This window comes from Burkholderiales bacterium, assembly GCA_036262035.1.
Classification (GTDB): domain Bacteria; phylum Pseudomonadota; class Gammaproteobacteria; order Burkholderiales; family SG8-41; genus JAQGMV01.
In genome coordinates this window covers 20,591-35,002 of the sequence record DATAJS010000030.1, presented here as the reverse complement: position 1 = coordinate 35,002, position 14,412 = coordinate 20,591, and the positions used below count along the sequence as shown (strand labels likewise).

Sequence of the window (14,412 nt, the reverse complement as noted above, 5' to 3'; positions counted from 1 at the left end):
TAACCGCCGCCAGCCGCCGCCTCGAACCGGCGTAGCCCTGCTTCTCCTGTCGAGCCTAGTGCCCGACCTTCTCGCGCAGCTTCTCGACGTTCCGGATCTCGATCTCCTTCTGGTGCGCGCTGAGGAGGCCGTCTTTCTGGAAGCGTGAGAAGAGCCGGCTCACGGTCTCGAGCGTGAGGCCGAGATAGCTGCCGATCTCCTCGCGCGTCATGCGCAGGCTGAAGCATGTCGCGGAGTAACCGAGCTTCTGATAACGGCGCGAGAGCGAGAGCAGGAAAGCCGCAAGGCGCTGCCCGGCGTCCATCCCGCCCAGCAGCAGCATGAGGCCCTGGTCGCGCGAGATGTCGCCGGAGAGGATGCGCAGGAGCTGCTGCTGGAGCTCGGGAAGGCGCAGGGAGAGCTGCGACAGATGGCCGAACGGGATCACGCACACTTCGCTGTCTTCGAGCGCGACGGCGTCGTAGCCGTAGCGCTTGCTGTTGATCGCCTCGAGACCCATCACTTCGCCCGGCAGGTGCAGCCCGGTAACTTTCTCGTCGCCGTGGCGCGAGACGCCGACGGTCTTGAACGAGCCGCTGCGCACGGCGTAGAGCGATTCGAACGTATCGCCGGCGCGATACAGCGACGCGCCCCTGGCGATGCGGCGCTTGACGCGCGTGAGCTCGTCCATGTCGGAGAGCGCGCCCGGCGTCAGGCCGTGCGGCAGACAGACGTGGGCGAGACAGCAGTTGGAACACGACACCGGGGCGCTGGTGCTGCCTGGACGCGAATCGCGGGGGTTCATCGCGATCGCGGCGCCGGGAGCGGCGGGTTTGACGGTGCGGGCGGTGACGGCGCTGGGCAGGTTCATGCGGGCCTCTGTCGTTGTTTTGCTTGCAGGATTCTGAGGATTTCGGGGATGCGCTCGAAGTCGATGGACTTGTCGAGGAAGTACTCGGCGCCGGCCTCGACGCTCGCCTTGCGGTGCTGCGGCGTCGAGTGGTTGCTCATCACGATGCCGTGGAGATCCGGTTGGCCGCGCTTCGCGGCGGCGAGCGCGCCGATGCCGTTGCCGCGTGCGAGCTTGATGTCGAAGATGGCGACGTCCGGATGGCTCTCGGCGATTCCGGCGACCGCCCCTTCGTAGGTATCGGCCTGACCGACCACCTTGTTGCCGTCGCCGGCTTCGATCATCTCGACGAGCCGCTCGCAGATCGCCGGCGAATCTTCGACGATGAATACTTTCACGGGTTGGGCGTCCGGTCGCGTTTGCATGATCGAAGTATCGGCACGCAAGCGCGCCGGCTCCATCGGCGACGGCTGAAAGCGGCGCTAGGAAAACGCGGAAAGCGGGGGTAGGAATCCGCCTACGGCGGAAGACGCCGCACGGGCGCAGCGTTACCACAACGCGGTGCGCTCGCGCGCACCCTACGAACCTTGGGCAGCGGAGCGCGCGCCAAGCGCGCCGAAGGAAAGGAGGTCTCGGAGGGAAACCATGGGTTTCCCTCCGAGGCGTTTACGGGAGCATCGCCTGCTCAATCGAGCAGGCGATGCTCCACCGCGTAGCGCACGAGCTCGGCCTGCGATGCAAAGCCCATCTTCTCGAGAATCCGCGCCTTGTGCGTGCTGATCGTCTTCACCGAGAGATTGAGCGCCGCGCCGATGTCGGTCACCGACTTGCCGGCGACGATCATGCGGAAGACTTCGAATTCTCGGTTGGAGAGCCGGGCATGCGGCAGCTGCGCGCCCGGCGCCGAGGTATCGAGCACGAGTCGCTGCGCGGTTTCGGGGCTCACGTACGCGCCGCCGGAGGCGATGCGGCGCACCGCCGCGACGAGCTCGTCGGCGGCGCTCTCCTTGGTGAGATAGCCCGACGCGCCCGCGCGGAGCGCGCGCACCGCGTACTGCTCCTCGCTGTGCATCGTCAGTACGAGCACCCTGAGCTTCGGCCGCTCGTCCTTGACGAGCTTGATGAGCTCGATGCCGCTGCGGCCGGGCATCGAAAGGTCGAGCACCGCGACGTCGAAGTCGCGGGCGCGCACCGCGTTGAGCGCCTCGGTGCCGTTGCCCGCCTCGGCCGCGACTTCGATGTCGCTCGTCGATTCGAGGATCTCGCGCAATCCGGTGCGCACGATCGCGTGATCGTCCGCGAGCAGCACCCGGATCACGCGCGCGCCTCCGCCTGCACGTAGCGCGCGAGGGGCACGGCGATCTCGACGACCGTGCCCCCCTCGGGCGGGCTGTAGATGCGCGCTTCGCCGCCGAGCGTCCTCGCGCGCTCGCGGATGCCGAGCAGGCCGAACGACTTGCGGTCCGGATCGGGGTCGAGACCCCGCCCGTTGTCGCGCACCGTCACCCCGAGCCTGCCGTCCCCGATGTCGAGCGTCACCGCGACCTGCGTCGCGTGCGAGTGACGCGCGACGTTCGTCAGCGCTTCCTGGATCATGCGATAGACCGCGGTGACGAGCGGATCGCGCAACGATTCGAGCGCTGCGCTCCCTTCGAGGCTCACCTCGATGCCGGTGCGCTCGGCGAGATCGTTGAGCAGGTTCTCGATGGCCGGCATGAGACCGAGGTCGTCGAGCATCACCGGCCGCAAGTCGGCCGCGATACGGCGCATCGCAGCGATCGTGCTGTCGACCACGCCCTTCATGCGGTCGGCCTTGCCGACGAGCTGCGTCTCGTCCTGCGGCAGCCGCGAGCGGATCCACGACACGTCCATCTTCAGCGCCGTCAGCCATTGCGCGAGCTCGTCGTGCAGCTCGCGCGCGATGCGAGTGCGCTCCGCTTCGCGCACCTCGTGCATCGATTCGTACATCTCGCGCAGCTCCTCGTTCGAGCGCGCGAGCGCATCGGCCGCGCGCTGTCGCTCGGTGATGTCGCGCAGGATGACCGTGTAGAACTTCTGCCCGGACACCGTGACCTGCGAGATCGACGCATCGATCGGAAACTCCTCGCCGTCCCGACGCATCCCCGCGAGCACGAGCTCGCCGCCCATGCGGCGCATCGTCACGCCCGCCTCGCCGAAGCGCCGCACGTGCACAGCGTGCTGAGCGCGGTAACGCTCGGGTATGAAGATGTCGAGCGGCGCGCCGATCGCCTCGTCCGCCCTGCACCTGAAGATCTTCTCGGCGGCGGCATTGAAGAGCACGATGCGCTGCGCCTCGTCGCAGGTGATGATCGCATCCATCGCCGACGCGATGATCGAATTGACCCTGCGCTCGTTGTCCGCGGCGTGGCGCGCGAGGAGGCCGCGGTCGCGATTGCGGCGCGTGAGCGCGCCCGCGCCCAGCGCTGCGAGGGCCGCTCCGGCGGCGAACGCGAGCAGGCTCCTGGCGAGTTGCGATTTCATCGAAGGCGGAAGGATAGGCGATGGACTGACGCGACGGATTATAGCCGCGGGGCCTCGCCTGGAAGCGGTCACGACAGCGCGAGACGCGCGCGCACGAGCTCCGGGTCGTCGGGCCAGTCCCCGATCGTGAAGCCGAGCGAGCGCGCGAGATCGAGCATGCGCGTGTTGGTGGAGAGGATCAGCCCCACCATCTCGCGCAAGCCCCGTTCGCGCGCGAGCTCGACGAGCTTCGCCATGAGATGGCGCGCGAGCCCCTGCCCCTGCCAGCTCTCGGCGACGACGATCGCGAACTCGCACGACGTCCCGTCGGGATTGATGACGTAGCGCGCGACGGCGATCTGCTTCTCGCGCGCGGCTTCTTGCGCGCCATCCTTTCCGTCGCGCGCGGCTTCTTGCGCGCCATCTCTTCCGTCGCGGTCGTCCTGCGATACCACGCCGATCAGCGCCATCTCGCGGTCGTAATCGACCTGTGTGAAGCGCGCGAGCATCGAAGGCGACAGGTCCCTGACCGCACCCATGAAGCGCAGGTACTTGGTCTGCGGCGAGAGCTCGTGCACGAACTCGTACTCGATCCGCGCGTCTTCGGGCCGGATCGGCCGTATCGTTACAGTGGCGCCGTCGCGCGCGCGCCATTCGGACACGAGATCCACGGGATACGGGTGTATCGCCATGTGATCGTACGGGCGCTTCGAGGCCGGCCGCGGCGCCACCACGACGCGGGCGTCCGCGGCGATCACGCCGTGCTCATCGGCGAGGAGCGGGTTGACGTCCAGCTCGCGTATCCACGGCAGCTCGCAGACCATCTCGGAGACGCGCAGCAGCACGTTGCCGATCGCCTCCACGTTCGCCGGCGGCATGCCGCGGAACGCGCCGAGGAGCCTCGACACGCGCGTCGAGCGGATCATCTCGTCGATGAGGAAGCCGTTGAGCGGCGGCAGACCCACCGCGCGATCGGCGTGGATCTCCACCGCTGTCCCGCCGGTGCCGAAGGTGATCGCGGGACCGAACACCGGATCGGCGATCGCGCCGATGAACAGCTCGCGCACGTTCGCGCGCGAGACGAAAGATTCGAGCGTCACGCCGAGAATGCGCGCCTGCGGCCTCACCTGCCGCACGCCCTCGGTCATCGATGCGAACGCCGCGCGCACGTCCTCCGCGCCGGACAGGTTGAGCCTCACGCCGCCGACCTCGGTCTTGTGCGTGATGTCGGGCGAATCGATCTTCATCACCACCGGGTAGCCGAGCGTGTCGGCGACCGCGACTGCTTCCTCCGCGCTCCGGGCCGGCACCGCGCGTGCGACGGGAATGTGGAACGCGGCGAGCAGCGCCTTCGACTGCGCGCCCGAGAGCACCGTCGCGCCCGCCGCGAGCGCGGCGTCGACGATCCGCTTCGCCGCGGCGAAATCGGGCTGCTCCTGCTCGGATAGCGGGCCCGGCGTCTGCATCAGGCTGCGCTGGTTGCGATAGAACGCCGAGACGTTGGCGAACATCTCGACCGCGGGCTCGGGCGTGCGGAACACCGGTATGCCGCGCTTCTGGAACAGCGCGCGGCCTTCGACCACCTGCTCCTCCCCCATCCAGCATGCGATCAGCGGCTTGTCCGACCGCCGCGAGCACTCGATGACCGCTTTGGCAACGTCGGTCGGCGCGGTCATCGCCTGCGGCGTGAGGATGACGAGCACGCCGTCGATGCCGGGATCGGCGAAGCACGCTTTCAACGCCGCGGTATAGCGCGCCACGTCGGCGTCGCCGATGACGTCGATCGGGTTGCCCTGCGACCAGTTCGGCGGCAGCGCCGCACGCAGCGCTTCGATCGTCGCCGCGGACAGATCGGCGAGCGGCACACCGAGGTCCGCGGCGCGGTCGGCCGCCAGCACGCCGGGTCCGCCGGCGTTGGTGATGATCGCGAGCCGCTCGCCGCGAGGGCGCACCCGCTTGGAGAGCGCGTGCGCCGCGCCGACGCCCGACGCGAGGCTCGTCACGCGCACCGCCCCGGTGCGCCGCAGCGCCGCGTCGAACACGTCGTCGGCGCCGACCATGGCCCCGGTGTGCGAGACCGCCGCGCGCACGCCGGTCGGATGACGCCCGGATTTCATGACGACGATCGGCTTGGCGCGGGCGGCCGCGCGCAGCGCGCTCACGAAGCGGCGCGCGTCGCGTATGCCTTCGATGTAGAGCAGCACGTGCTCGGTCTGCGGGTCGAACGCGAGATAGTCGACGATCTCGCCGAAGTCGATATCGGCCGAGCCGCCGAGCGACACCACGCTGGAGAAGCCGATGCCGTTGGGCCGCGCCCAGTCGAGCATGGCCGTGCAGATCGCGCCCGACTGCGAGACCAGCCCCAGCGATCCCGGCACCGCGTTGCCGTGACCGAACGTGGCGTTGAGGCCGATCGCGGGACGCATGATGCCGAGGCAGTTGGGGCCGACGAGGCGCACGCCGTACTGGCGCGCCGTCGCGAGCACCCGGCGCTCGCGCTCGGCGCCGTCGATGCCCGTCTCCGAAAAGCCCGCGGTGATGATGACCGCCGCCTTGGTGCCCGCGCGGCCGCACGCCTCGATCACGTTCGGCACCGCTTCGGGGCGCGTGGCGACCACCGCGAGGTCGACCCGCTTGGGCAGCTCGGGCACCGACGGATAGCACGGCACGCCGAGCACCGACTTGTGCGCGGGATTGACGCCGTACAGCTCGCCCTTGTAGCCGGCGGCAATCATGTTCTCGACGAGCACGCGGCCGACCGCGCCGGCGCGCTCGGTCGCGCCGACGATGGCGACCGAGCGCGGCTCGAACAGTCTCGAAAGGTAGTGGCTGGACATGGCGTCACCGCATCGGCACCGCAGGAGACGCCAATGCTATCAGTCGTCGTCCTGGAGGATGCGGTGAGCGGGACCTTCGAGGTCTTCGAACTGGCCGCCTTCGACCGCGCGCCAGAACGCGACGCCGATCGCGAAGACGAGCACGACCGAGAGCGGCACGAGCAGGTAGAGGATTTCCATGGTCAGATCGATGCGGCCGCTCGCGTGATCCGCGGCACGGGCGCGGCGCCGTCGGTATCCACGCGGCGGACGCGCAGCAGGCGCAGCGCGTTGGTCACCACCACGAGCGAGGAAGCGGACATGCCGATCGCGGCGACGAGCGGCGTCACGCAGCCGGCGATCGCGAGCGGCAGCGCGACGGCGTTGTAAGCGCCCGCCCACGCGAGGTTCTGCCTCACGATGCGCAAGGCTCGCCGCGCGGTCGAGAACGCGTCGGCCAACGGCTGGAGGCGCTCGTGCATCAGCACCATGTCCGCGCTCGCGTGCGCGAGCTCGGTGCCGCAACCCATCGCGACCGACACCTGCGCGAGTCCGAGCACCGGCGCGTCGTTGACGCCGTCGCCGACCATCGCGACGATCGCGCCTTGCGCCTGCAGGCGCTCGACGAACGCGAGCTTGTCCTGCGGCGTAGCGTCGCCGCGGACGACCGGTATGCCGAGCTCGCGCGCGACGTGGCGGGCACGCCTTTCGCGATCGCCCGACAGCAGGCACACGGTGCGCCCGCCGGCGGCGAGCTCGGCGACGACGCGGCGCGCATCGCCGCGCAGCTCGTCGTCGAACGTGAGCAGCGACACCCAGCCCTGCGCGTTGCCGAGCGCGACCATGCTCACGTCGTCGCTCACGAACGCGAGCTCGCGGGGCAGCGGCCGGCCGTGCAGCGCGGCGACGTAAGCCGGCGTGCCGATGCGCCATTCGACGCCGTCGACGACACCGGACACGCCGCAGCCGGGCGCATTCTCGACGTCCGTCGCATGCCCGTTTATGTGCGGCGCCGCCGCGGCGATCGCGCGCGCGAGCGGATGCTCGGATTGCGCTTCGAGCGCGGCGGCGATCTCGAGGCAGCGTCCGCGCGGGAGGTCGGACAGCGGAAGCACGCCGATCAGCGACAGATGCCCCGTGGTCAGCGTGCCGGTCTTGTCGAATACGAAGTGGGTGGCGTGGGCCAACGTCTCCAGCGCGTGGCCGCGGGTCACGAGCATGCCCTGACGATACAGCGCGCCGGTGGCCGCGGTGAGCACCGCGGGCGTGGCGAGCGAGAGCGCGCACGGGCACGTCACGACCAGCACCGCGATGGCGATCCACAGCGCGCGCGACGGATCGACGGCATACCACGCGATCGCCGACGCGATCGTCAGCGCGAGCACCGCCGCAACGAACCATTGCGCCGCCCGTTCCGCGGCAAGCGCGATCGGGGGCTTCTCGGTCTGCGCACGGTCCATGAGCCGCACGATGCCAGCGAGCACGCTGTCCTCGCCGACGCGGTCGACGCGCATCGTCAACGGCGAGCGCACGTTCACCGAGCCGCCGGTGACGCGGCTGCCGACGGTCTTCGCGACGGGTCGCGATTCGCCGGTGAACAGCGATTCGTCCGCCGCGCTCGCGCCTTCGAGCACCGTACCGTCGGCGGGGATCGAAGCTCCGGGCCTCACGGCGACTACGTCGCCGGGACGCAGCGCGGCCGCCGCGACGACCTGCGGCACGCCGGGCTCGGGAAACGACGCCAGCTTTTCGGCCGTCGCGGGCGCGAGCCGCGCGAGCCGTGCCTGCGCGTCCGCGGCCCTGATCCGCGCATTCATCTCGAGATAGCGCGAGCCGAGCAGCAGGAAGACGAACATCGTCACCGAATCGAAATAGACGTCGCCGCTGCCCCTCCACGTCGCGGCGAGACTGACCGCGAAGGCGACGGCGATCCCGGCGGCTACGGCCAGGTCCATGCCGATGCGCCTCGCCCGCAATTCGCGCAGCGCGCCGCGGTAGAACGGGAGCGCCGCCCACAGCGCGACCGGCGCGGTGAGGACCAGGCTCGCGAGCCGCATGAGCTGCTCGATGTCCGGCGTCATCGCCCCGTCGGCGACGTAGACCGGCACCGCGTACATCATCACCTGCATCATCCCGAAACCGGCGACGAAGAGCCGGCGCAGCATGGTGCGGCGCTCGCGGTGCAGCGCTTCCTCGGAGCGGGCGGCGTCGTACGGCTGCACGCCGTAGCCGAGCCCGGCGATCGCCCGCAGGATGGCGGAGAGCGTGGTCCGGCCGTCGTAAGCGACGCGCGCCCGGCGCGCGGCGTAGTTGATCGCGACGCTGACCACGCCATGGACCTTCGCCAGGCGCCGCTCGATCAGCCATGCGCAGGCGGCGCAGGTGAGGCCGTCGAGGAGGAGCGACGCTTCCTTGACATCGTCATGGGCGACGCGTACAAAGCTCCGCTGCACGTCCGGAACGTCGTATAGTTCGAGTGTTGCCAGCGTCCGGCGCGGATTCTCGGTCCGCGGCGGCGCGGCGGTGCGGTTCCGGTAGTAGTCCGCCAGCCCGTTGTCGACGATGGTCTGCGCGACCGCCTGGCAGCCGGCGCAGCACGTCGTGCGCGTCTCGCCGCCGACGGTGACCGGGAAAGCCGCTCCGTCGAGGGGCAGCGCGCAGTGAAAGCAGGTGGACTTTTGCACGAGGCGATACTACGGTCCGGCGGCTTTACGTTTTTGACATAGGTCAACCGGAAGCGCAGGCGTATCAATTGCTAAAGCCGTGTGGCACGCGCCGACCGCGCCGCGGCCGTTCGATTACCCTTTGAGGAGAGGTGTGTGATGAAAAGTTGGTGGTTGGCCGCTGCGGCGGCTGTGGTAGCCCTCACTTCCGGCTGTGCGAGCCAGACCCCGGCCCAGGATACGAGCGTGAGCCCCTCGCCGAGCGCCAGCAGCAGCGCAGCGTCGACCGCGGCACCCGCGCCGTCCGGCGCCACCTCGGGCGCGGGCGCCGGGGGCATCGTCTACACGCTGCACACCGGACATCCGTGGAGCGCCACCTACAACGTGCCGGCGAAGCCGAAGCCCGTTCCTGTCGCGGCCGTGACGCCGGCCCCGGCCCCTGCGCCGATCGCCGCCCCGGCGCCCGCGCCGATCATGGCCCCCGCACCGGCTCCCGAGCCGGCGCCCACCCCGACTCGCCGCGCGCCGCGCGCCGCACGGGGCTGATCCGCACCTCCTCGAACCGTCCGCCCGCGCAGGATTCGCGCGGGCGGTGTCGTTTTAGCCGCCCGTCCTGAAGAGAACCGCGCCGGTCGAGGTGCGGTCGGGCAGCACCGCCGGATGGACCGCCGGCTCCGGCAGGCGGCAGTCGGCGATCATCCCGCGGATCGCATTTTCCACCTCGACAAGGTCGTCGGCCGGATGCAGCGTCCAGCCGAAGCCTTCGACCATCGCGTCGTCCAGCGGCGTCCAGAGCACGATCCGGATCTCGCCGCTCTCGTGCGCCGAGATCGTCACGTTCGGGTCGCCTACCGCCATGCGGATGCGGCGCACCGAATTGCTCATGAACAGGTTGAAAGCGGCTTCGAGCGCGGCCCGGCGGCCCATGAAGGCCGCGGTGTAGAGGCCGGCAGGCGGACGCGGCATCGGCAGGAGCTGGACCCCGGGCGTCGCGAGCTGGGCGGCCATCGCCTTCAGCGCGGGCGTGCCCCAGGCCGCGACGTTCGAGCCGGTCTCGGCCACGCCGGGCGCGTGGGACGGCGCGACCGCCGCGCCGAGCAGGAAACGCAGGTGCACTTCCTCGATGCCGCGCAGCACGGTAAAGGGCGCCGGCGGCGCGTCGCGCAGCGTCGCGCCTTCGCGCGCCGCGAGGAGCGCGCCGGGCGCGAGCGTCTCCAGCGCTTCCACCGCGCACAGCGCATTGGAAAGACCGAGCGTGCGGCTCGCGCCGAACACGCGGTGCTCTTCGAAGACTTTGGCGAGCGCACCGACGTCGGGCAGGACGCAGTCCACTTTCGCCGGGGCGCTGCCGGCGGCGACGATCACCCACGGCATCGCGAAGAGCTGCGCCGCCACCGCTTCGCCCGGCGCGGGCTGCTCGACCGCTGCGGCCAGGGCGCTCCACAGCGCTGCGTAGACCGGCTGGGACGGCGCGGCCCCGAGCGCGGCATGAATCGTCGCGTCCTTGCGGTTCGCCGCGAGCTCGCGCAGCGCGTCGACGAGCGCGCGGTGGTCGCCCGCCGCGGCGGATTTCAGCAGCGGATCGTCAGGATCGCCGGCGCCGTAACGGCGCGGATCGGGCAATATCATCGAGCGGAATAACGAGGGAATTGCTTGAAAAAGGAAAGGAGGTCGAAGGAGGGAAACCTTGGTTTCCCTCCTTGGCGCTCACCGGCACACGTGCCAAGGTGGACGTCAGTCCACCTTGGCGCCGGACGCCTTGACGACTTTCGCCCACTTCGCGTAATCGGCGCGTATCACCTTGTCGAAGGCTTCGGGCGTGCCGCCGACCGCTTCCGCGGTCTGCGCGCCGAGCGTCTTCACCAGGTCGGGCGACTGCAGCGCCTTGTTGAGCTCGGCGTTGACGCGCTGAACGATCGCTTTCGGCGTCCCGGCCGGCGCGACGATGCCGAACCAGTTCACGACTTCGTAGCCGGGCACCGTTTCGGCGATCGCGGGCACGTCGGGAAACGCGGGAGAGCGCTTCGGTCCGGTCACGCCGAGCGGGCGCAGCTTGCCCGAGCGCACCTGTGCGGACAGCGGCACCGCGCTCGCGATCGTCAGCGCGATCTGGCCGCCGAGCATGTCGGTGATGAGCGGGCCGGTGCCCTTGTACGGCACGTGCGAGATGTCGATGCCCGCCATCGACTTGAACAGCTCGAACGCGAGATGGCTCGACGAGCCGCTGCCGCCCGAGCCGTAGTTGAGCTGTCCCGGCTTCGCCTTGGCGAGCGCGATCACCTCCTTCACGCTCTTCGCCGGCAGAGACGGGGTGGCCGCCATCATGAGGGGCACCGCCACGAACTGGATCACCGGGATGAAGTCTTTCAGCGCGTCGTAGGTCACCTTACGGTAGAGGTGCGGATTGATGACGTGCGGTATCGACGTGAAGAGCAGCGTGTAGCCGTCGGGCGTCGCGCGCGCGGTGATCTCGGTGGCGATGAGGCCGCCCGCGCCGCCGCGGTTGTCGACGACGACCTGCTGGCCGATGCGTGCAGAAAGCTCGTGCGCGGCGATGCGCCCGAGGATGTCCGCCGCGCCGCCGGGCGGAAAGCCGACGACCATGCGCACCGGGCGGTCGGGATAGGTTTGAGCGTAGCCCGCTGCGCTTCCGAAGAGAAGCGCGGCGCACACCAAAGTCAAAATGGATTCCCGCCCCCGACGAATACCTCGGGGACAAGCTCTGCGGGGGAATGACGATCTCATCACTTCATCACCTCATCACTTCATCACTAGCCTTCGGATCTCGCGCCCGACGCTTTCACCGCCTTGCCCCACTTCTCGATCTCGCCCTTGAGGAACGCCGTGAACTGCTCGGGCGTGTCGCCGACGAACTCGGCGCCTTCGGCGATCATGCGGTCGCGCACTTCGGGCAGCGCGAGGATGCGCACCGATTCCTTGTGCAGCCGGTTCACGATCTCTTTCGACGTGCCGGTCGGCACCGAGACGCCGAACCATGAGCCGGTCTCGAAGCCTTTGAGGCCCTGCTCGCTGATCGTCGGGATGTCGGGCACCGCCGCGACGCGCTTCAACGTCGTCACGCCGAGCGCGCGCACGCGCCCGCTCTTCACGTGCGGCAGCGTCGACACCATGGCGCCGAAATAGACCTCGATGTGGCCCGCGACGATGTCGACGAGCGCCGGCGACGCGCCGCGATAGGGCACGTGCACCATCTTCACGCCCGACATCGACTTGAAGATCTCGCCGGCGAGATGGTGCGGGCTGCCGATGCCGGTCGAGCCGTGGCGCAGCGCGTTCGGGTTCGCCCGCGCGAGCGCGATCAGCTCCTTCACGTTCTTCGCCGGCACCGACGGATGCACGACGACGATGCCCGGCACCTTGGCGAAGTTCGTGATGTGCACGAAGTCGCGCAGGATGTCGAAGTTGAGCTTGGGATACAAGGTGGGATTGATGGCGTTCGCGACGGTCGGCATGAAGAGCGTGTAACCGTCGGGCGCGGCTTTCGCCGCAACTTCCGTGCCGATGTTCGTGCCCGCGCCGGGACGGTTCTCGACGACCACCTGCTGTCCCCAGGCTTCGGTCAGCTTCTGCCCCACGGCGCGCGCGAGCATGTCCGCGGTGCCGCCGGGGGTATAGCCGACGATCCAGCGGATGGGTTTGGTGGGATAGGTCTGCGCATGGCTCGCGGTTGCGAGCGTGAATAGCGCGACAGCGATCGTTGTTCTTCGCATTGTCTCCTCGGGAGATTGTTTTATCGAGCGCCTCGGGATTGCTTCGTCGCTGGCGCTCCTCGCAATGACCGGCACCGGTCATCGCGAGGCGGCTCCGACAGGATCGCCGACGCGATCCCGTGGCGCACGGAATCTAGCTACCAGCCCAGCACGTACGCCGGACGCCGCGTGTCCGCACCGCCGTGCAGCACGCCGTTCTTGTGATCGGCCACGATGGTGCACACCGCGCCGGCGAGCCACGTCTGCTCGGGCCATTCGTACACCTTGTGCCCGAGATCGGAAAGCTGGTCGCGCGTGGCTTTGTCGACGCGCGATTCGATGTACAGGCGCCCCGGATAGTACGGATGCGGCTCGAACGAACCCGGGTAGGTGTAGTTCGCGAAGCGCGGCGCGTCGATCGCGGCCTGCGCGTCCATGCCGAAGACGTTGACGTTCAGGAACACCTGCAGCATCGCCTGCGGCTGCACGTCGCCGCCCGGCGTGCCGAACGGCATGAACGCCTTGCCGTTCTTGAGCCCGAGCGCGGGACTGGGCGTGAGACGCGGACGCTTGCCCGGCGCGACCGACGAAGGATGCGTGGGATCGCCCCACGACTGCGTGCCGCGGCCCGAGCACACGATGCCCACGCCCGGAACGATCGGCGCGTTGTTCGAGCCGTCGCTCGGCGTGCACGAGAACGCATTGCCGTCCTTGTCGATGACGCAGAGGTACGAGGTGTCGCCCGGTCCGGGCGCCTCCTCGGACTGCGGCTCGGGCATCCAGCGATTGGCGATCTCTTTCAGCGTCTTCGGATCGCCGGCCGGAGGCATCTCGGCGAACGCTTTTTCCACGCTGATGAGGCCGCGGCGCCATTGCGCGTACTTGTCGCTCATCAGGCCGTTGATCGGCACCTTCACGAACTTCGGATCGCCGAACCAGTTGTGGCGGTCGGAGAACGCGAGCTTGAGCGCTTCGTTGACGACGTGGATGTACTCGGCCGAGTTGTGGCCCATCGCCTTCAGGTCGAAGCTCTTGAGGATGTTGAGGGCCATCGGCATCACCGGGCCCTGCGACCACGGGCCGCAGGCGTGCAGCTCGATGCCCTGGAATTTGGTGCGCACCGTCGGCTCGAAGTTGACCTTGAACCCGGCGAAGTCCTCGTAGCGCATCGGACCGCCTTCTTTCTCGATCCAGCGCGTCACCTCGCGCGCGATGTCGCCTTTGTAGAACGCGTCGCGCGCGGCCTTGATGCCCGCCTTGCGGCCTTTCTTGCGCGCGACTTTCCGCTCCACGTCGGCCATGTACTGGAGCGTCTTCGCGAGATCGCTCTGCACGAAGATCTCGCCTTCCAGCGGCGGACGGCCTTTCGGCAGGAACACCTTGCGGCTCGACGGCCAGCGCTGGTACGAGGACAGGTTGTCGGTGATGAACTCCGACATGAGCCCGTGCATCGGGAAGCCGTCGCGCGCGAAGCGGATGGCCGCAGCCGCGACGTCGGAGAAGCTCATCGTGCCGAAGTTGGCCAGCGACGTGAGCCACGCGTCAGGCGCGGCGGGAACCACCGCGCGCTCCACGCCGGGCGGGATCTTGCCGCCGTGGCGCTTCGCGAAATAATCGGGCGTGATCGCCTTGGGCCAGACGCCCAGACCGTCGATACAGCTCACCTTGCGGTCTTTGGCGGTGTAGATGATCTGCGGCGCGACGCCGCCGAAGTTGACCTTGTCGGTCTGCAGCACGTCGATGGCGATGCCGGCGGCGACGCCGGCGTCGATCGCGTTGCCGCCCGCTTCGAGGATCTTGAAACCCGCGTGCGCGGCGAGATAGTGGCCCGCGGAGACGACGTGACGCGTCCCCATGATGGTCATGCGCTTGGATGCCATAGGAGTGACTTCCGGAAGGTCGAGGTGAGTGTA

General features: G+C 69.1%; 11 protein-coding genes. All 11 read right to left on the bottom strand.

The window, feature by feature from the left end:
* Nucleotides 1-55 precede the first annotated feature (55 nt).
* The 11 genes from fnr to VHP37_29195 all read right to left on the bottom strand — a co-directional run bounded on the left by fnr (nucleotide 56) and on the right by VHP37_29195 (nucleotide 14,379).
* On the bottom strand, nucleotides 56-850 hold the full coding sequence (fnr, locus tag VHP37_29245) for a fumarate/nitrate reduction transcriptional regulator Fnr (GenBank protein ID HEX2830459.1): 795 nt from the start codon (nucleotides 848-850) through the stop codon (nucleotides 56-58).
* A complete protein-coding gene (locus VHP37_29240) occupies nucleotides 847-1,227 on the bottom strand; it encodes a response regulator transcription factor (GenBank protein ID HEX2830458.1) in 381 nt (126 codons plus the stop codon). The genes fnr and VHP37_29240 overlap by 4 nt, the downstream gene beginning before the upstream one ends.
* A gap of 287 nt (nucleotides 1,228-1,514) precedes the next feature.
* Nucleotides 1,515-2,147, bottom strand: coding sequence for a response regulator transcription factor (locus VHP37_29235; GenBank protein ID HEX2830457.1), 633 nt, complete (start codon nucleotides 2,145-2,147; stop codon nucleotides 1,515-1,517).
* On the bottom strand, nucleotides 2,144-3,331 hold the full coding sequence (locus VHP37_29230) for a PAS domain-containing sensor histidine kinase (GenBank protein HEX2830456.1): 1,188 nt from the start codon (nucleotides 3,329-3,331) through the stop codon (nucleotides 2,144-2,146). The genes VHP37_29235 and VHP37_29230 overlap by 4 nt, the downstream gene beginning before the upstream one ends.
* Before the next feature lie 68 nt (nucleotides 3,332-3,399).
* Complete coding sequence (locus VHP37_29225) at nucleotides 3,400-6,147, bottom strand: GNAT family N-acetyltransferase (protein ID HEX2830455.1); 2,748 nt, start codon at nucleotides 6,145-6,147, stop codon at nucleotides 3,400-3,402.
* Nucleotides 6,148-6,186: 39 nt separating this feature from the next.
* Nucleotides 6,187-6,327 carry a cbb3-type cytochrome oxidase assembly protein CcoS gene (ccoS, locus tag VHP37_29220; GenBank protein HEX2830454.1) on the bottom strand — a complete coding sequence of 47 codons (141 nt, stop codon included), beginning with the start codon at nucleotides 6,325-6,327 and terminating at the stop codon, nucleotides 6,187-6,189.
* Nucleotides 6,328-6,329: 2 nt separating this feature from the next.
* The gene (locus VHP37_29215; GenBank protein HEX2830453.1) at nucleotides 6,330-8,810 is read right to left on the bottom strand and encodes a heavy metal translocating P-type ATPase; all 2,481 of its coding nucleotides are present in this window, start codon (nucleotides 8,808-8,810) and stop codon (nucleotides 6,330-6,332) included.
* 579 nt (nucleotides 8,811-9,389) lie between these two features.
* Entirely contained in the window at nucleotides 9,390-10,418 is a 1,029-nt protein-coding gene (locus tag VHP37_29210) for a hypothetical protein (GenBank protein HEX2830452.1), read from the bottom strand.
* Between the two features lie 105 nt (nucleotides 10,419-10,523).
* Nucleotides 10,524-11,462, bottom strand: a complete 939-nt coding sequence (locus tag VHP37_29205; protein HEX2830451.1) for a tripartite tricarboxylate transporter substrate binding protein — start codon at nucleotides 11,460-11,462, stop codon at nucleotides 10,524-10,526.
* A gap of 98 nt (nucleotides 11,463-11,560) precedes the next feature.
* Nucleotides 11,561-12,520: a tripartite tricarboxylate transporter substrate binding protein gene (locus VHP37_29200; protein ID HEX2830450.1), complete on the bottom strand. Its 960-nt coding sequence runs from the start codon at nucleotides 12,518-12,520 to the stop codon at nucleotides 11,561-11,563.
* A gap of 137 nt (nucleotides 12,521-12,657) precedes the next feature.
* Complete coding sequence (locus tag VHP37_29195) at nucleotides 12,658-14,379, bottom strand: gamma-glutamyltransferase family protein (GenBank protein ID HEX2830449.1); 1,722 nt, start codon at nucleotides 14,377-14,379, stop codon at nucleotides 12,658-12,660.
* Nucleotides 14,380-14,412 lie beyond the last annotated feature (33 nt).